Origin of the sequence: Comamonas sp. F1-6 (assembly GCF_039581415.1) — a bacterium.
GTDB classification, from domain to species: domain Bacteria; phylum Pseudomonadota; class Gammaproteobacteria; order Burkholderiales; family Burkholderiaceae_C; genus Comamonas; species Comamonas thiooxydans.
Map to the genome: position 1 here is coordinate 231,825 of NZ_JBCPWN010000001.1, position 18,033 is coordinate 249,857.

At 61.0% G+C, this 18,033-nt stretch carries 18 protein-coding genes; all 18 read left to right on the forward strand.

The window, feature by feature from the left end; all coding sequences use genetic code 11:
• Positions 1–10: 10 nt before the first annotated feature.
• The 18 genes from fabD (at position 11) to AAIL66_RS01140 (ending at position 17,935) form a co-directional block, all read left to right on the forward strand.
• Positions 11–955, forward strand: a complete 945-nt coding sequence (gene fabD, locus AAIL66_RS01055; protein ID WP_343495813.1) for an ACP S-malonyltransferase — start codon at positions 11–13, stop codon at positions 953–955.
• The gene (gene fabG / locus AAIL66_RS01060; protein WP_003058052.1) at positions 952–1,695 is read left to right on the forward strand and encodes a 3-oxoacyl-ACP reductase FabG; all 744 of its coding nucleotides are present in this window, start codon (positions 952–954) and stop codon (positions 1,693–1,695) included. The genes fabD and fabG overlap by 4 nt, the downstream gene beginning before the upstream one ends.
• Positions 1,696–1,854: 159 nt before the next feature.
• Positions 1,855–2,094, forward strand: a complete 240-nt coding sequence (gene acpP / locus AAIL66_RS01065) for an acyl carrier protein (protein ID WP_003058049.1) — start codon at positions 1,855–1,857, stop codon at positions 2,092–2,094.
• 36 nt (positions 2,095–2,130) lie between these two features.
• Positions 2,131–3,375, forward strand: coding sequence for a beta-ketoacyl-ACP synthase II (gene fabF / locus AAIL66_RS01070; protein ID WP_034353357.1), 1,245 nt, complete (start codon positions 2,131–2,133; stop codon positions 3,373–3,375).
• A 124-nt stretch (positions 3,376–3,499) separates the two neighbouring features.
• Positions 3,500–3,982 (forward strand): hypothetical protein, encoded by a 483-nt coding sequence (locus tag AAIL66_RS01075; RefSeq protein WP_034353360.1) that lies wholly within the window; start codon positions 3,500–3,502, stop codon positions 3,980–3,982.
• Positions 3,983–4,020: 38 nt separating this feature from the next.
• Complete coding sequence (rpoE, locus tag AAIL66_RS01080; RefSeq protein ID WP_343495814.1) at positions 4,021–4,650, forward strand: RNA polymerase sigma factor RpoE; 630 nt, start codon at positions 4,021–4,023, stop codon at positions 4,648–4,650.
• Positions 4,651–4,677: 27 nt separating this feature from the next.
• A complete protein-coding gene (locus AAIL66_RS01085; protein ID WP_059439958.1) occupies positions 4,678–5,466 on the forward strand; it encodes a sigma-E factor negative regulatory protein in 789 nt (262 codons plus the stop codon).
• A 260-nt stretch (positions 5,467–5,726) separates the two neighbouring features.
• Positions 5,727–7,226 carry a DegQ family serine endoprotease gene (locus AAIL66_RS01090; RefSeq protein WP_034353363.1) on the forward strand — a complete coding sequence of 500 codons (1,500 nt, stop codon included), beginning with the start codon at positions 5,727–5,729 and terminating at the stop codon, positions 7,224–7,226.
• Positions 7,227–7,655: 429 nt separating this feature from the next.
• The gene (gene lepA, locus AAIL66_RS01095; protein WP_003064195.1) at positions 7,656–9,464 is read left to right on the forward strand and encodes a translation elongation factor 4; all 1,809 of its coding nucleotides are present in this window, start codon (positions 7,656–7,658) and stop codon (positions 9,462–9,464) included.
• A complete protein-coding gene (lepB, locus tag AAIL66_RS01100) occupies positions 9,464–10,441 on the forward strand; it encodes a signal peptidase I (RefSeq protein ID WP_253232498.1) in 978 nt (325 codons plus the stop codon). Before lepA ends, lepB begins: the two co-directional genes overlap by 1 nt.
• Before the next feature lie 72 nt (positions 10,442–10,513).
• Complete coding sequence (locus AAIL66_RS01105; RefSeq protein ID WP_034378690.1) at positions 10,514–10,864, forward strand: DUF4845 domain-containing protein; 351 nt, start codon at positions 10,514–10,516, stop codon at positions 10,862–10,864.
• A 9-nt stretch (positions 10,865–10,873) separates the two neighbouring features.
• Positions 10,874–11,557, forward strand: a complete 684-nt coding sequence (gene rnc, locus AAIL66_RS01110; protein WP_003057967.1) for a ribonuclease III — start codon at positions 10,874–10,876, stop codon at positions 11,555–11,557.
• On the forward strand, positions 11,554–12,657 hold the full coding sequence (gene era, locus AAIL66_RS01115) for a GTPase Era (RefSeq protein ID WP_343495815.1): 1,104 nt from the start codon (positions 11,554–11,556) through the stop codon (positions 12,655–12,657). The genes rnc and era overlap by 4 nt, the downstream gene beginning before the upstream one ends.
• A 145-nt stretch (positions 12,658–12,802) precedes the next feature.
• A complete protein-coding gene (gene recO, locus AAIL66_RS01120) occupies positions 12,803–13,582 on the forward strand; it encodes a DNA repair protein RecO (RefSeq protein ID WP_003064206.1) in 780 nt (259 codons plus the stop codon).
• A complete protein-coding gene (locus AAIL66_RS01125; RefSeq protein WP_343495816.1) occupies positions 13,579–14,352 on the forward strand; it encodes a pyridoxine 5'-phosphate synthase in 774 nt (257 codons plus the stop codon). The genes recO and AAIL66_RS01125 overlap by 4 nt, the downstream gene beginning before the upstream one ends.
• A 65-nt stretch (positions 14,353–14,417) precedes the next feature.
• Entirely contained in the window at positions 14,418–14,813 is a 396-nt protein-coding gene (gene acpS, locus AAIL66_RS01130) for a holo-ACP synthase (RefSeq protein ID WP_003064212.1), read from the forward strand.
• 56 nt (positions 14,814–14,869) lie between these two features.
• Entirely contained in the window at positions 14,870–15,961 is a 1,092-nt protein-coding gene (nagZ, locus tag AAIL66_RS01135; RefSeq protein WP_343495817.1) for a beta-N-acetylhexosaminidase, read from the forward strand.
• 192 nt (positions 15,962–16,153) lie between these two features.
• Positions 16,154–17,935, forward strand: coding sequence for an ABC transporter ATP-binding protein/permease (locus tag AAIL66_RS01140; protein WP_343495818.1), 1,782 nt, complete (start codon positions 16,154–16,156; stop codon positions 17,933–17,935).
• Positions 17,936–18,033: the final 98 nt, after the last annotated feature.

Here is an 18,033-nt window from a genome sequence, read left to right on the forward strand (position 1 = left end):
ACTAAGAAATATGAAGAAATTCGCATTTGTATTTCCTGGCCAGGGTTCGCAGTCCGTGGGCATGCTGGATGGCTGGGGGGATCATCCCGTCGTGGCTCAGACCGTGGCCGAAGCCTCCGAGGCTCTGGGCGAGGATGTGGGCCTGCTGATCAAGCAAGGCCCCAAGGAAGCTCTGGCGCTGACCACCAATACCCAGCCCGTGATGCTGGTTGCCGGTGTTGCGGCCTGGCGTGTCTGGCAGGCAGAAGGCGGTGCACTGCCAGATGCCGTGGCCGGTCACTCCCTGGGTGAATACTCAGCGCTGGTCGCTTCCGGCGTGCTGACGCTGGCTCAGGCAGCTCCGCTGGTGCGTCTGCGTGCCGCAGCCATGCAGGATGCCGTGCCCGTTGGCACGGGTGGCATGGCGGCCGTGCTAGCCCTGGATGCCGAAAAGGTCAAGGCGGTCTGCGCCGAAGTGACGGCCCAGCTGTGCGGTGCCGAAGTGGTGGAAGCCGTGAACTTCAACGATCCCGGTCAGACCGTGATCGCCGGCAGCAAGTTGGCCGTGGAGAAGGCCTGTGAAGCGGTCAAGGCGGCCGGTGCCAAGCGCGCCCTGCCTCTGCCGGTCTCCGCACCTTTCCACTCCAGCCTGATGAAGCCTGCTGCAGAAAAGCTCAAGGCCGCGCTGGCCGAGCTGACGCTGGCTACTCCTCTGATTCCCGTCATCAACAATATCGACGTCACCGTCCAGACGGACGCTGATGCGATTCGCGATGCCCTGTATCGTCAGGCCTTTGGTCCGGTGCGTTGGGTGGAGTGCGTGCAGGCCATCAAGGCTCGCGGCGTGACCCATATCGTGGAATGTGGACCCGGCAAGGTGCTGGCCGGCATGGTCAAGCGTATTGACGCCGACCTGACGGGTGTTCCCCTGTTTGATACAGCCACCCTGGCTGACGTGAAAGAATTGCTCGCATGACTGATAACCAGACCAAGCCCCAGGTTGCCCTGGTCACCGGTGCCACCCGTGGCATTGGTGCCGCCATCGCGCAGGAGCTGGCCTCCAAGGGCTATCAAGTGATTGGCACGGCCACATCGGATGCTGGTGCTGAAAAGATCAGCCAGGCTCTGTCCGCCTTCGGTGGCCGTGGTGTCACGCTGAACGTGACCGACGGCGCTGCCGTGGATGCCCTGATCGACTCCATCGTCAAGAATGACGGCGGCCTCCATGTGCTGGTCAACAACGCAGGTATTACCCGCGATACCCTGGCGATGCGCATGAAGGATGACGATTGGGATGCCGTCACCGACACCAATCTGAAGGCTGTTTTCCGAGTCAGCCGTGCGGCTATTCGTCCCATGATGAAGCAGCGTTTCGGCCGCATCATCAGCATCACCAGCGTGGTCGGTGCCTCGGGCAATGCCGGTCAGGCCAACTACGCTGCAGCCAAGGCTGGCGTGGCTGGCATGACCCGTGCTCTGGCCAAGGAGTTGGGCAGCCGCGGCATCACCGTGAACTGTGTGGCCCCAGGCTTCATCGCCACGGACATGACGGCAGATCTGCCAGAGGCGCAAAAGGCTGCGCTCAAGGCACAGATCGCCATGGGTGATCTGGGTCAGCCCAGCGACATCGCGCATGCCGTGGCCTATCTGGCTTCTGCCGGGGCTGGCTATGTGACGGGGCAGGAACTGCACGTCAACGGCGGCATGTACATGTAAGAAATTTCGGCAGTTTGCGCGGTGTTTGCCGCACTTGCTGCCAGAAGCTGAACACTTTTGCAAGTTCAGTGGCCGTTTCCTCGCGACGGCCAGCCGCCAAGGGGCTTCTCCCGAAACGGCTAGAATCGCGGGTTCATTCACAACCCCCTGAGGGAAACCATGAGCGATATCGAAGCACGTGTCAAAAAAATCATTGCCGAACAACTCGGCGTTGAAGAGTCCCAAGTGACCAACGAAAAGGCCTTCGTGGCTGACCTGGGCGCTGACTCCCTGGACACAGTGGAACTGGTGATGGCCCTGGAAGATGAATTCGGCATCGAGATCCCTGACGAAGACGCAGAGAAGATCACGACGGTGCAAAACGCCATCGACTACGCCAATACCCACCAAAAGGCCTAAGGTCTTTTTTCAGCGATCAGTTAAAGGTTTGAACGCATGAGCCGTCGTCGCGTTGTCGTGACCGGTCTGGGCTGCATCTCCCCCGTGGGTAACACGGTGGGCGAAGCCTGGGCCAATCTTTTGGCCGGCCAGTCCGGTATTGACCTCATCACCAAGTTCGATGCGTCGAACTTCTCCTGCAAGATTGCAGGTGAGGTCAAGGGATTTGAGGTGGAGAAGTACATGAGCGCCAAGGATGCGCGCTCCATGGATAGCTTCATTCATTACGGCATTGCGGCTGCGGAGCAAGCCATTCGAGACGCAGGCCTGCCCACAGGCGAAGCCCTGTCCGAAGACCTGGCCACGCGCATTGCCTGCGTGATCGGCTCGGGCATCGGCGGCCTGCCGCTGATCGAGAACACCCACGCAGAACTGGCTGCCCGCGGTCCGCGCCGCATCACGCCGTTCTTCGTGCCTGCTTCCATCATCAATATGGTGGCGGGGCATGTGTCCATGCGCTTCGGCTTCAAGGGGCCGAATCTGTCGATAGTGACAGCCTGCACCACAGGCCTGCACTGCATCGGCGAAGCAGGACGCATGATCGAATACGGCGATGCAGACATCGTCGTGGCCGGTGGCACGGAAGCCACTGTTTCGCCTCTGGGTGTCGGCGGCTTTGCTGCCATGCGTGCGCTGTCCACGCGCAACGACGACCCCAAGGCTGCCTCGCGCCCCTGGGACAAGGACCGTGACGGCTTTGTCCTCGGCGAAGGTGCCGGTGTGCTGGTGCTCGAAGAGTACGAACACGCCAAGGCCCGTGGCGCCAAGATTTACGCGGAGCTGGCAGGCTTTGGCATGAGTGCCGATGCCGGTCACATGACGGCTCCCAACATGGACGGCCCGCGCCGCGCCATGCTCAATGCTCTGCGCAACGCCGGTGTGAACCAGGATCAGGTCAACTACCTGAATGCGCACGGCACCTCGACCCCGCTGGGCGATATCAATGAGTCCAACGCCATCAAGGCGGCCATGGGCGAGCATGCCAGCAAGCTGGTGGTCAGCTCGACCAAGTCCATGACCGGCCACCTGCTGGGCGGCGCTGGCGGCATCGAGAGCGTGTTCACCGTGCTGGCACTGCACGACCAGAAGATTCCTCCGACCATCAATCTGGTGAATCAGGATCCCGAGTGCGATCTGGACTATTGCGCCAACACGGCGCGTGACGCCAAGCTGGAAGTTGCAGTGAAGAACAACTTCGGTTTCGGTGGCACCAACGGTACCCTGGTCTTCAAGCGCGTCTAAGTCGCTTCGAGCAGCTTCTGCACAAGCCCGCACTGGCCCAGGCCTTGCGGGCTTTGTTCTATGTGCGGCTTGATCGTGCTTTCCCTAGCTTTGCGGCAGCCGGTTTTTCGCACATGGTCGGCCCATGAGTGCCCGCTACCATGCTCCAGCCGTTGCCTATATCTTCGTCCGGCCTGGCTGGGCCGGAGGACTGCTGCTGCTGACCGGGATGGTCTTGCTGATGGCTCTGCTGGTATGGTGCCTGCAAGTCCAGTCGGGCTGGTTGCAGGTGCTGTTGGCTTTACCGGCCTCGATCCTGGCAGCCGTGCTGCTTTGCGAACAGTGGCGCAACTGGCCGCAAGGACATCTGCTCTGGAATGGAGAGTATTGGTTGCTGGAAGCCGAAAACCTGTCAACCGCTCGGTCACTTCCTGTGCGGCTGGCGGTGGGACTTGATGGTGGCAGCTGGCTTTGGATCAGTGTTTCGGATGTTTTGGTGTTCAGGGCCAAGGGCGGCAGGCGCAAGCTGCTATGGATTTTCCTGTCTCAACGACACAGCCCCGAGCAGTGGGGAGACTTGCGGCGTGCGGTATATTCCTCCATCGTGCCGCTGGCAGAGCAGGGCTAGGCCCTCGCCGGTTATGGCAGCACGCCGCTTGGCCTTTCATGACACCTCCCGATTTTCCCACTCCCTCTGCCGACAGCGATCTGGCTCTGGTCGAACGAGCCAATGCTGGCGACACACGGGCTTTTGAGTTGCTGGTCATCAAATACCAGCGTCGCATCGAACGTCTGGTGGGTCGCATGGTGCGCGATGTCGATCTGGTGCCTGACATCACGCAGGAAACCTTCATTCGCGCCTACAAGGCCTTGCACCAGTTCCGAGGCGAGGCACAGTTCTACACCTGGCTGTACCGCATTGCCGTCAATACGGCCAAGAAGGCCTTGATGGAAATGCATCGCTCGCCGGTGATGACGGAGAGCGCGTTACACACTGGGGACGATGAGAATGAAACTTCTGTTCACAGACAGGAACTAACGACTCAGGAAACCCCGGAAACAGTGTTGGCGGCGCGTGAAATTGCCGAAGCCGTCAATGCCGCCATGGAGGCTTTGCCCGAGGATTTGCGCCAGGCGGTCACGCTGCGTGAAATCGAGGGGCTCAGCTATGAGGAAATCGCGCAGGCGATGGACTGTCCCATAGGCACGGTGCGCTCGCGCATCTTTCGGGCACGCGAGGCGATTTCGGCCAGGGTCAAGCCCTTGCTGGAGCGCCAGGGTGGAAAGCGTTGGTAGTACAGGCAAGACGAGCAGGTGAACTTCATGAATGACGATCTGATCAAGCAGGAACAGTTGTCGGCACTGGTGGATGGCGAGGCTTCCTCGGTCCAGATGCAGGCTGTGCTCTCCTATGCGGAAAGCGACGAAGGCCAGCAGTCCTGGGCCATGTACCACCTGATTGGCGATGTGCTGCGTTCTCCCGAGTTGGCACATCACAGTCAGCACGATATTTTGAGCGGCGTGCGCGCCCATATGGAGCGCGAGCCGATCCGCGGCATTCATCTGCCCGGTGTGACCGCAGATGCGGCCAGCTCATTGAGCTTGGGCGGTCTGGAGCAGATCACAGCTGCCGAGGAGCGAGGCCAGGCGCTGGGCAACGGCGCAACCGTGGTCAGCCTGCCTGCACGTCAGGCGGCCAATGCATCGGTCTTTCGCTGGAAAATGGCTGCCGGCTTTGCCTCGGTTGCTGCCGTGGCCGCCGTTGGCTGGGGGGTCATGATCGCGGGCTCGGGGGGGCTGTACGGTCGCCAGGGTGGGGCGCAGCTCGCTGTTCTCAGCCCGAATGTCGTAGTGGCCGCTGCGCCTGCCGCATCATTGGGCTTGAGCCAGCCCGTTTCGGGCGGTGAAGAGACCGCCATGCCTCTGGGTTCGGAAGCCCAGTCCTCCACCGTGGTGGCAGTTGCTGGTCCCAACGGCCAGACCGTGATGCTGCGTGATCCGCGTCTGGACGAGTTGCTGGCTTCTCACCCCCAGCAAAGCAGCGTGCCCAATCTGCAGATGCCTGCCAGCTTTTTGCGCAATGCAAGCTTTGCCACGGCTACCCGTCATTGATGCTTCTCCGCACAGCAGTCTTAGGCCTGAAATGCAGGGTTTTCAGGCCTAAGCTTTTATGCAGCTTTCGTACGCAGCTATTGATTTAGGATCAGTTAGGTGCAGATACTGTTTGATCTGCGCCCGATTTCACGGACCGGAGCGCTTTCAGTTGATGGCGGCTTTTGCCAGAATGCGCTTCAATGCTCTCACCTGTTTTCTCTCATGGGTCTGATTTGGCGGCCCGTTCTGTCCGACGACTCGAACAAGGAATAAAAACGATGCGCACACCATCCTGGATGACGCTCAAATCCCGTGTTTCGGCTACAGCCATTGCCAGTTCGATGGCGATCGCGGCCCTGGCCGCAGGAGGCATGCTGCCGGTTACTGCTGCTCATGCCCAAAGTGCTGCAACGGCGCGCGGGCTGCCGGACTTCACGGATCTTGTCGATCAGGTCGGGCCTTCGGTGGTCAACATCCGTACGCTGGAGAAGGTCTCCAACAACAGCGCCGAAGCTCTGGGCATGGATGAAGACATGCTGGAGTTCTTCCGCCGCTTCGGCCTTCCCGTGCCCAATGTGCCGCGTCAGCGCTCGCCCAAGGGCGGTCAGTCCGAGGAAGAGCAGCCACGTGGCGTGGGATCGGGCTTCATCCTCACGGCTGACGGCTATGTGATGACCAATGCCCATGTGGTCGATGGTGCCGATGAAGTCATTGTCACGCTGACGGACAAGCGCGAGTTCAAGGCAAAAATAGTCGGCGCGGACAAGCGCACCGATGTGGCTGTCGTCAAGATCGATGCCAAAGGGCTCCCCGCAGTCAAGATCGGCGATGTGAGCAAGCTGCGCGTGGGCGAGTGGGTCATGGCGATTGGCTCGCCCTTCGGACTCGAAAATTCGGTCACAGCCGGCATTGTCTCGGCCAAGCAGCGCGATACCGGCGACTATCTGCCCTTCATCCAGACCGATGTGGCCATCAATCCTGGCAACTCGGGCGGTCCGCTGATCAATATGCGCGGCGAGGTGGTGGGGATCAACAGCCAGATCTACTCGCGCTCGGGCGGCTTCATGGGCATCAGCTTTGCAATTCCCGTGGATGAAGCGATCCGTGTCAGCGATCAGCTGCGTGCCACCGGCAAGGTCACGCGCGGCCGTATCGGTGTGCAGATCGGCCCCGTGACCAAGGATGTGGCCGAGTCGATCGGCCTTGGCAAGCCCGAGGGCGCTCTGGTGTCGGCCGTCGAGCCGGACTCGCCTGCCGCAAAGGCCGGCGTGGAGGCGGGCGACGTGATCACCAAGTTCGATGGCAAGGCCATCGAGAAGGTCTCCGATCTGCCGCGTCTCGTGGGCAATACCAAGCCTGGCACCAAGAGCACCATTACCGTGCTGCGCCGCGGCAAGCTCAAGGAACTGAGCATGGTGATTGCCGAAGTACCTTCCGACGAATCTGCCAAGACCAAGGCAGGCAACAGTGGTGCAGGCAAGACTCCATCCGGTACGCTGGAGAACAAGGCTCTGGGCCTGACGCTGAGCGAGCTGACGTCTGCACAGAAGAAGGAGCTGGCCATCAAGGGCGGCGTGCGCGTGTCGGCTGCGGTGGATGCCGCAGCCCGTGCCGGCCTGCGTGAAGGCGATGTGATTCTGCAATTGGCGAATGTGGAAGTCTCCGATCTCAAGAGCTTCGAGGCTGCCTGGGCCAAGGCCGACAAGTCCAAACCCGTCAATGTGCTGGTGCGCCGTGGTGACTGGGCGCAGTATGTGCTGATTCGCCCTGCCAAATAAATGTGGCGAAAAGCCTGCATGGGCTTGGTGCCATTTCGTGATCTGAAATGACAACAAGCCCTCAGCCTGTCAGTGCCCCTATGCCATTGGGTAGAATCCCACGCAAATGCATGGTGGTTGGACGCAAAAAATCACGCTGACAGGCGGTTTTCAAGCGGTGCAAAAGCCTTTGCAATCTCCGGCTGCTGATGGCTAAACGGTGTTTTCTGGTTTGTGGATAATTTGTTGATAAATGAATTCGAAAATCACAAACCGAAACTTGTCAAGCCTTGCTGGGTCTTGGCTTGCGGCCAGTTTTGCCTACAATAAAGTCCCAACTATCGCAGTTGCCAGAGATTGTTGGTTAAGGGCGCGCCGCTTGAGGGACGCGCCCTTTTTTCTTGCTGCTGCAGGCCACTTTTTTCAATTCCAAAGCTGTCTTTCTCGTTGATGAATCACATCCGTAATTTCTCCATCATTGCGCACATTGACCATGGCAAGTCCACTCTGGCGGACCGCCTGATCCAGCGCTGCGGAGGCCTTGCCGACCGCGATATGGAAGCCCAGGTGCTGGACTCGATGGACATCGAGAAAGAGCGCGGCATCACCATCAAGGCCCAGACCGCCGCCCTGCAGTACAAGGCCAAGGATGGCAAGGTCTACAACCTGAACCTGATCGACACCCCCGGCCACGTGGACTTCTCCTACGAAGTCTCGCGCTCGCTGTCGGCCTGCGAAGGCGGTCTGCTGGTGGTCGATGCCTCCCAGGGCGTGGAAGCCCAGACCGTGGCCAACTGCTACACCGCGCTGGACCTGGGCGTGGAGGTATTCGCCGTCCTCAACAAGATGGACCTGCCTCAGGCCGACCCGGAGAACGCCAAGGCCGAGATCGAGGACGTGATCGGTATCGATGCCAGCGATGCCATTCCCTGTTCGGCCAAGACCGGCATGGGCATCGACGAGATCCTGGAAGCCATCGTGGCCAAGGTGCCGGCCCCCAAGGGCAATCCCGATGGCCCGCTGCGTGCCATGATCGTGGACAGCTGGTTCGACCCCTATGTGGGCGTCGTGATGCTGGTGCGCGTGGTCGATGGCGAGCTCAAGAAGAATGAGCGCTTCAAGATGATGGCCAGCGGCGCTGCCTATGAAGCCAACAACATCGGCGTGTTCACCCCGGCCAACCAGCCACGCGACATGCTCAGGGCCGGCGAGGTGGGTTACATCATTGCCGGCATCAAGGAGTTGAAGGCCGCCAAGGTGGGCGACACCATCACGCTGGAAAAAAAGCTGCCCAACAACCTGGGTCCTGCCGAGAAGCCTCTGCCGGGCTTCAAGGAAGTCAAGCCCCAGGTTTTCGCGGGTCTGTACCCCACCGAAGCCTCTGAATACGACCAGTTGCGTGATGCGCTGGAAAAGCTGCAGCTCAACGATGCGGCGCTGCAGTTCGAGCCCGAAGTCTCGCAGGCTCTGGGCTTTGGCTTCCGCTGCGGCTTCCTGGGTCTGCTGCACATGGAAATTGTGCAGGAGCGCCTGGAGCGTGAGTTCGACCAGGATCTGATCACCACGGCCCCCAGCGTGGTCTACCAGGTGATCAAGGGCGATGGTGAACTGATCGACGTGGAAAATCCTTCCAAGATGCCCGACATCGGCCGCATCCAGGAGATCCGCGAGCCCATCGTGACCGTGCACCTCTACATGCCGCAAGACTATGTGGGTCCGGTGATGACGCTGGCCAACCAGAAGCGTGGTGTGCAGATGAATATGCAATACCACGGCCGTCAGGTCATGCTGACCTACGAGATGCCTCTGGGCGAAATCGTGCTGGACTTCTTCGACAAGCTCAAGAGCGTCTCGCGCGGCTACGCCTCCATGGACTATGAGTTCAAGGAATATCGCGCATCTGACGTGGTGAAGGTCGACATTCTGCTCAACGGCGAGAAGGTCGATGCGCTGTCCATCATCGTGCACCGTTCGCAGTCCGTTTACCGCGGCCGTGCCGTGGTGGCCAAGATGCGCGAGATCATCAGCCGCCAGATGTTCGATGTGGCCATTCAGGCCGCGATCGGCGCCAACATCATTGCGCGCGAGACCGTCAAGGCCATGCGCAAGAACGTGCTGGCCAAGTGCTATGGCGGCGACATCACGCGTAAGCGCAAGCTGCTCGAGAAGCAGAAGGCCGGCAAGAAGCGTATGAAGCAGATCGGTTCGGTGGAAGTGCCGCAGGAAGCCTTCCTGGCCATTCTGCAAGTGGAGGATTGATGCAAGTCATGCAGTGGATCACGGCCGCCATCCTGGCGGCCTTTGTAGGCTATATCGCGGCCTGGTACACCGGCTCCATCGAAGGCAACTTCGCACTGCTGCTGTTTCTGGCAACCGTGGTGACCGGGGTGTACTGGCTGGCCGAGCGCTTTTACTTCTGGCCTCGACGCCGCGCGGCTGCGGCTGCGCTGGAACAGGCAGCGGTCGAGCGCCGCGCCGAGCTGGACCGCATGGGCATTGCCAAGACCGACATCGAAGTCTCCGAAGACGCCAAAGGTCGCATTCTCATGCAACCCTGGTGGCTGGATTGGACCGCCGGTCTGTTCCCGGTGATCGCCATCGTCTTCGTGCTGCGCTCCTTTCTGTTCGAGCCGTTCAAGATTCCCTCGGGCTCCATGATTCCGACGCTGATGGTGGGCGACCTGATCCTGGTCAACAAGTTCACCTACGGCATCCGCCTGCCCGTGATCAACAAGAAGATCACCGAAGGCAACAAGCCCCAGCGCGGCGATGTGATGGTGTTCCGCTACCCCCCCCAGCCCACGCTGGACTACATCAAGCGTGTGGTGGGCGTGCCCGGCGATGAGGTGGCCTATATCAACAAGCGCCTGAGCATCAACGGCAAGGAGCTGCCCACCCGCGAGCTGCCGGACTTTCTGGACCGTGACGTGATGCGTTACTTCAAGCAGTTCGAGGAAACCCTGGGCGAGCAGCCGCACCGCTCCATCGTCAACAACGATGTGCCGGCCTTCATCCAGGGGGCGAGCAACTTCGAGTACAAGGAAAACTGCCGCTACAGCGTGGAAGGCGTGACCTGCAAGGTGCCCGAAGGCTATTACTTCATGATGGGCGACAACCGCGACAACTCGCTGGATTCGCGCTACTGGGGCTTTGTGCCGGACCAGAACATCGTGGGCAAGGCCTTTTTTGTCTGGATGAACTTCGGTGATCTGAGCCGTATCGGCCGTTTCCACTGAGCATCGGCAATCGTTTCGTCATTTTTCTGGGATACACGGGCAGGAACATGCCCGGCTTGAGAGGGGAAAAGCATGAAAAATCTGGCATCGCGCTCCAGGCAGCGTGGTCTGTCCTTCATCGGTCTGGTGTTTCTCGTGGCCATCATCGTGGCGGTTGCCGCAATTGGCGCACAATCGGTGCCCGTCTTCCTGGAGTACCAGGCCATCACCAAGGCGGCCAACAAGGCCGCCGCTGAAGGCAGTACCGTTGCCGAAGTCAAGGCCAGCTTCGATCGTTCGGCCTCCATTGACGACTTCAAGTCCATCTCCGGCAACGATCTGAACGTGACCAAGGTCAACGACAAGATCGTCGTGGGCTTCGAGTATTCCCGTGAGATTCATCTGGCAGGCCCTGCCTACCTTGTTTACCGTTTCAAGAAATAGACCTTTCAGGTGGAACCTGCTCTAGTCGCTCTGCAGCAAAGGCTGCAACATCAATTTGCCAACCCGGCGCTGCTGCAGCGTGCCATCACGCACCGCAGCTTTTCGGCCGACAACAACGAGCGACTGGAGTTTCTGGGCGACTCGGTGCTGAGTCTGGCCATCTCCAGCTTGCTCTATGCCAAGCTGGCCTCCATGCCCGAAGGCGATCTCTCGCGCGTTCGGGCCAATCTCGTCAAGGAAGGCACGCTGCACAAGATTGCGCTGAAGTTGCAGCTGCCTGATCTGCTGCGTCTGGGCGAAGGTGAGGCCAAGTCCGGTGGCAAGCAGCGTCCCTCCATCCTGGCCGATGCCGTGGAAGCGCTGATCGGTGCCGTCTACCTCGATGCCGGCTTTGCCGCAGGCGAGAAAGTCGTCCACCACCTCTTCGAGGGCGTGGACATCAACCCCCATATGCGTGCGGCGGACAAAGACCCCAAGACCGCACTGCAGGAATTGCTACAGGGCAAGCGCATGAAGCTGCCGCAATACCATGTGGTGGAAATCAGTGGCGCGGCGCACAAGCAGACCTTCAAGGTCGAGTGCACGATTGCCGAATGGAATATCAGCGCCCAGGGCTCGGGAGCATCCCGTCGCATGGGCGAGCAGGCAGCCGCCGCTGCCTTGCTGGAAAAAGTGAAAGCCAAAAATCCATGACCGATGCTGCTAAGAAAAAGATAGCGGGCACCGCAGGTGCAGAAAAAGCCAAGGGCCCAAAAGGTCCCAAGTCTGTTACTACCGATATCAGCGACCCGAGCCTGGACTACATCAGCGCCATGCTGGCCGCTGCCAAGCCCGGTAGCACGCCGACTGCCATCCGCGACCAGGAAGAGGAGGCTCCGGCCCGCGTCTACGCGCCCGAAGAGCAGCGCTGCGGCCTGATCGCCATCGTCGGCAAGCCCAATGTGGGCAAGTCCACGCTGATGAACGCGCTGGTGGGCCAGAAGATCTCCATTACTTCGCGCAAGGCCCAGACCACGCGCCACCGGATTACCGGCATCCGCACCAAGGACGAGACCCAGTTCGTCTTTGTCGATACCCCCGGCTTCCAGACCAAGCATTCCACTGCCCTGAACAAGTCGCTCAACAAGACCGTGATGGGCGCGATCGGCGATGTGGACCTGATCCTGTTCGTGGTGGAGGCCGGCAGCTTCACGCTGGCCGATGCCAAGGTGCTGAGCCTGTTCAAGCCCGGCATTCCCACGCTCTTGATCGCCAACAAGCTCGACACCGTGGGTCGCCGTGCCGAGATAGCGCCCTGGCTGCGCGACATGCAGGAGCGCCATCCTTTTGCCGAGTTCGTACCCATGTCGGCCAAGAACAAAAAGGATATCGAGCGCCTGTATGGCATTTGCGCCAAATACCTGCCGCAGCAGCCCTGGTTCTACGGCGAGGACGAACTGACCGACCGCAGCGAGAAATTCCTGGCTTCCGAGACTCTGCGCGAGAAGCTGTTCCGCTTCACGGGCGACGAGCTGCCCTATACCTCGACAGTTGTCATCGATAAGTTCGAGGAAGAGCCCAGCCCCAAGTTCGGTCGCTTCATGCGCATTGCAGCCACCATCGTGGTCGAGCGCGACGGTCACAAGGCCATGGTGATCGGTCAGGGCGGCGAGCGCCTCAAGCGCATCTCCACCGAAACCCGTCAGGAGCTCGAAAAGCTGCTCAATGCCAAGGTGTTCCTCGAAGTCTGGGTCAAGGTCAAGTCCGGCTGGGCCGACGATGAGGCCCGGGTCAAATCCTTCGGCTACGAGTAAAACTTTTTGACCCCCACGCTCGCTCACTGCGTGTGCCCGCTGCCCCCCGAGGGGGCCCTGACCCGGCTTAGGCCGGGTTTTGCCTTGGGGCGGCCCGGCGGCAAAACCGCCCCATTCACATTTTTGTTGTGGTACGGAGCAAGTCATGGCTAGCGCCAAACGCGTCGGCGACGAACCCGCATACATCCTGCACCAGTACGACTGGAGCGAATCCAGCCTGATTCTGGAGGTGTTCACACGTCATCGCGGGCGCGTGGCGCTTGCGGCCAAGGGCGTCAAGCGCCATACCTCCAACTTTCGCCCCGTGCTGCTGCCGCTGCAGCCGCTCAAGCTCAGCTACACGCTGGGAGCAGAGGGCAATGCCGAGATTCATAGCCTGAAGGGGGCGGAATGGGTGGGCGGCCATGTCATGCCCCAGGGCGATGCGCTGTGGTCGGGCATGTATCTGAACGAGCTGCTGCTGCGCCTGCTGGCGCGCGATGACCCTTATACGGCGCTGTTCGATATCTATGCCGGTGTGGTGCGTGTGCTGGCTGGCCAGCATGGCGGCACGACCGAGGCCATCGAACCCGTGCTGCGTGCCTTCGAGCTGGTGCTGCTGCGCGAACTCGGCCATCTGCCCGATCTGAGGCAGGAAAGCGCAACGCTCAGCCAGCTCAACAGTGTTTTGCGTTACACCCTGGTGGCCGACGGCGGCCTGCGCCAGGCCGCCGGCTACGAGCGCGCGGCGCTGAGCGGCCAGCAGTGGCAGGCCATAGAGCTGGCGCTGCAGGCCGAGCAGCCATTTCCGAGGACCCTGAACGCGCTGGCCGAGCCCGAAGTGGCCCAGGCCCTGAAGCCGCAATTGCGCCATCTTCTGCAATACCATTGCGGCTCAACCATGCTGCGCACCCGCCAGCTGATGATGGATCTGCAATCGCTATGAATACCTCTGCCTCCCCTCGCACCGCGCTTTCGGTCAATGTCAACAAGGTGGCGCTGCTGCGCAATACCCGCCATCTGGGTATTCCCTCGGTGACGCGTGCGGCGCAGATCTGCCTGGAGGCCGGAGCGCAGGGCATCACCATCCACCCGCGTCCCGACGAGCGTCATATCCGCGCTCAGGATGTCTTCGAGCTGCACGAGCTGCTCAAGAGCTGGCCTGGCGCCGAGTTCAATATCGAGGGCAATCCCACGCAGAACCTGATGGACTTCATCCGCCAGACGCGCCCGCATCAGGCCACGTTCGTGCCCGACAGCGAAGACCAGTTCACCAGCGACCATGGCTGGAGCTTTCCCCAGGATGCCGAACGCCTCAAGCCGCTGATTGCCGAATGCAAGACTCTGGGCGTGCGCGTGAGCCTGTTCATGGACCCCATCCCCGAGCAGATGGCGGCGGCCAAGGCTGTAGGTGCCGACCGCGTGGAGCTCTACACCGAGCCTTTTGCCGCCAACTGGGGCAAGGCCGAGCAGGAGCAACAACTGCAAACTTATGCCAGGGCCGCGCAGGCCGCGCTGGATGCGGGGCTGGGCATCAATGCCGGCCATGACCTCAATCGCGACAATCTGGCCGCCTTTGTGGCCCGGGTGCCGGGTCTGGCCGAAGTCTCCATAGGCCACGCGCTGATTGCCGATGCGCTGGAGCTGGGCTATGCCGAGACCGTCAAGGCCTATCAGGCCTGCATCGATGCTGGTATGGCAGGTAAAAATTCCTGAAAAGATAGCTGCCAGCGCTTTGTAGGTAAGCGTTTGAGGTCTTTTTCTCTCTAAAGGAACCATGGATGATTTACGGCATCGGCACCGATATCTGCGATGTGCGCCGCATTCGCGCAAGCCTCGAAAAACATGGCGAGCGCTTTGCCCGCAAGGTTCTGGCCGATGGCGAGCTGGCGACCTGGAAGGCGCGCAGCGAGCGCTGGCCCGAGCGCGGCATCCGCTACATGGCCACGCGCTTTTCTGCCAAGGAGGCCTTCAGCAAGGCCGTGGGAATGGGCATGGTCATGCCCATGACCTGGCGTCATTGCGAAGTCATCAAACTGCCTAGCGGCCAGCCTGCGATTCGTCTGCATGGCGAACTCAAGGAATGGTTCGAGAAAAACAATCTGACGGCGCACCTGTCCGTCACCGACGAGTCCGACTACGCGGCCAGCTTTTGTGTCGTCGAAAGAAAAGAATGAAATCAGCCTCTGGTGCCTGATACATAGGCGCTGGCAGCTATAGAAATTTTTACATCATGAGCATGCATGCACCTCTGATCATTGATATTGCCGGCACATCGCTGACTGATGTGGACCGCGCGCGCCTGGCCCATCCGCTGGTGGGCGGCATCATTCTCTTCAAGCGCAACTGGGAGGACCGCAGCGCGCTGGTCCAGCTGTGTGCCGATATCAAGGCCGTCAAGCCCGACCTGCTGATCAGCGTGGACCACGAGGGCGGCCGTGTGCAGCGTTTCCGTACCGATGGCTTCACGCACATCCCGCCCATGCGCGCCTTTGGCGAGATGTGGATGGATGATGGTCAAGGCAAAAAATACCGTGAAGGCAGCGGTGCCATGCGTGCCATGAATGCGGCCACGGCCGCTGGTTATGTGCTGGGTACGGAGCTGCGTGCCTGCGGTGTGGATTTCAGCTTCACGCCCGTGCTGGATCTGGACTATGGCGAATCCTCGGTCATCGGTGACCGCAGCTTTCACCGCGACCCGCGGGTGGTGGCTGCTCTGGCCAGGAGCCTGATGCAGGGTCTGCTGCAGGCCGGCATGGGCAATTGCGGCAAGCATTTCCCCGGCCATGGCTTTGTGAAGGCCGATTCGCACGTGGACATTCCCGTCGACAAGCGCAGCCTGACGGCCATTCTCGACGAAGACGCCGCCCCCTATCCCTGGCTGTCCAGCGTGCTCACGGCCGTCATGCCTGCCCATGTGATCTATCCCAAGGTGGATAAGCGCCCGGCAGGCTTCAGCGAGAAATGGCTCAAGGACATCCTGCGCGCCCGTCTGCGCTATGACGGAGCCATCTTCAGCGACGACCTCAGCATGGAGGGTGCGCGCCGCATCGACGGCGAACTCATCAGCTACACCGATGCCGCGTTGACGGCCCTGAATGCGGGCTGCGACATGGTGCTGCTGTGCAACCAGAGCCTGGGTCTGGGCGAGCATGTGGACGAGTTGCTGGACGGCATGGATGCCGCGCTGCGCGACGGCCGCTGGGTGCCCGATATCGACTCCGAATCGCGCCGTGTCTCGCTGCTGCCCGATACCGAACCCCAAGCCTGGGACGATCTGATGCGCCAGCCTGCCTATCTGCAGGCGCTGGACCTGCTGCCCTAGATCAGGACTTTCCCGGCCCCGCCATCCGCTGCCTTTGACGCAAGGGCAGCGGATTTTTTATGTCCCTTGAAGGCCAGGTAGGGCGGTCTCTGGCATTTAAGTCTGGCCTCAGTTAGCCGGCTTAGGGTGAGCTCAGGAGCCTGGCCGTGGCATCGTCGCTGCGCCTTTGTTCATGAATCACCGAAAGCCTGCATGAATTCCAAGAGCCCGGGACCTGAGTCCCGCAAACACCGGCCGGGCGTGCTGCGCCAGGCCTTTACCCTGACCCGGCCCTATTTCCAGTCCGAGGAGAAATGGCGGGCCTGGGGGCTGCTGGCCGCCATCGTGGGCCTCAATCTCGCCGCGGTGTTCATGCTGGTGCAGATCAATGAATGGAACCGGGTGTTCTATGACGCATTGCAGAACAAGCAGGCCGAGGTGTTCTGGCAGCAGCTATGGCGCTTTCTCTGGCTGGCCCTGGTGTATATCGTCATCGCGGTCTACAAGTTCTATCTGACGCAGTTGCTGCAGCTCAACTGGCGGCGCTGGCTGACCGAGCACATGTTGCAGCGCTGGCTGTCGGCCAAGGCGTTCTACCGGCTGGAGCTGGGGCGCTATGGCGTGGACGGCAATGCCAAGGCCCCCGACAACCCCGATCAGCGAATTCAGGAGGACCTGAATCTGTTCACCACCTATACCGTGTCGCTGTCCATGGGGCTGCTGAATGCGGCCGTCACCTTTGTGAGCTTCGTCGGCATTCTGTGGAGCCTGAGTTCCGTCGTCGATATCGGTCTGCTGGCACTGCTCGGTGGCGGGCAGCTGCAGGTTTCCGGTTTCATGGTCTGGATGGCCGTGCTGTACTGTCTGGTCGGCAGTGCGATCACCTTCTGGATCGGCAAACCCCAGGTCCGACTCAACAACCGCCAGCAGCAACTGGAGGCCAACTTCCGCCATCACCTGATCCGCGTGCGCGAGCATGCCGAGGCGATCGCCCTGGACGGTGGCGAGCGCGTGGAGGGTGCCCAGATCGGCCTGCGTTTCGGCGACGCCCTGGGCAACTATCTGAATCTGATCAAGAAGCAGAAGAGTCTGGGCTGGTTTACCAATTTCTTCGGCCAGGCGGCCGTGGTCTTTCCCTTCATCATTGCCGCACCGCGTTTTTTCAGTGGCGCCATCCAGCTGGGTCAGCTGATGCAGATAGGCTCGGCCTTCAATCAGGTGCAGGACTCACTGAGCTGGATCGTCAACAACTACTCCGATATCGCGGCCTGGCGGGCCACGACCTTGCGTCTGGCCGGTTTCGACGGGAGTCTGCGCGAGCAGGGGGAGCACCCGGTCGGCGTACAGCTTGCAGCGTCGACCCAGCTGCAGACCCGGAATCTCGATGTGTCCCTGCCCGCAGGAAGCCCCATCGTGGCGGACGCCGGGCTGCAGATACGCCCTGGCCAGAGGTTGCTGATCAGCGGGCCTTCGGGCAGCGGCAAGTCCACCTTGCTGCGAGCGTTTGCTGGTATCTGGCCCTATGCGCGAGGTCGGGTGGAGCGGCCTATGGACGCCATGTTCATTCCTCAGCGCCCTTATTTTCCCGACGGCAGCCTGCGCGATGCCCTGGCCTATCCGGAGTCGGCGGCAAGCTACAGCGACGCTGAGCTCAAACAGGTCTTGCGCGAAGCGCAATTGCCGCAGCTGCAGGAGCGGCTGGACAGCCAGGCGGCCTGGAACAGCAGCCTGTCGGGAGGCGAGCAGCAGCGGCTGTCCGTGGCGCGGGTCCTGCTCAAGCGTCCGGCCTGGGTGTTTGCGGACGAGGCCACGAGCGCGCTGGACAATGCCGCCGAAGCGCAGATCTACAGCCGGCTGGTGCAACTGGTGCAGGGCAGAGGCGGGGCACTGGTTTCGGTGGCCCACCGCGACAGCGTGACGGAGTTCCACACGGCCCGCTGGCTGCTGCAGCCGCAGCAAGGGATCCGGGAGGCCGACCTGCCCGGGAGCCGCTGAAGCAGGCAGGTTCGGGGACAAGCAGTCTCAACCACGGTGCAGGCATGGGAGGCTCTGGGAGCGACTTTCTCGTGGGATGATGTGCATTCAAGAATCTT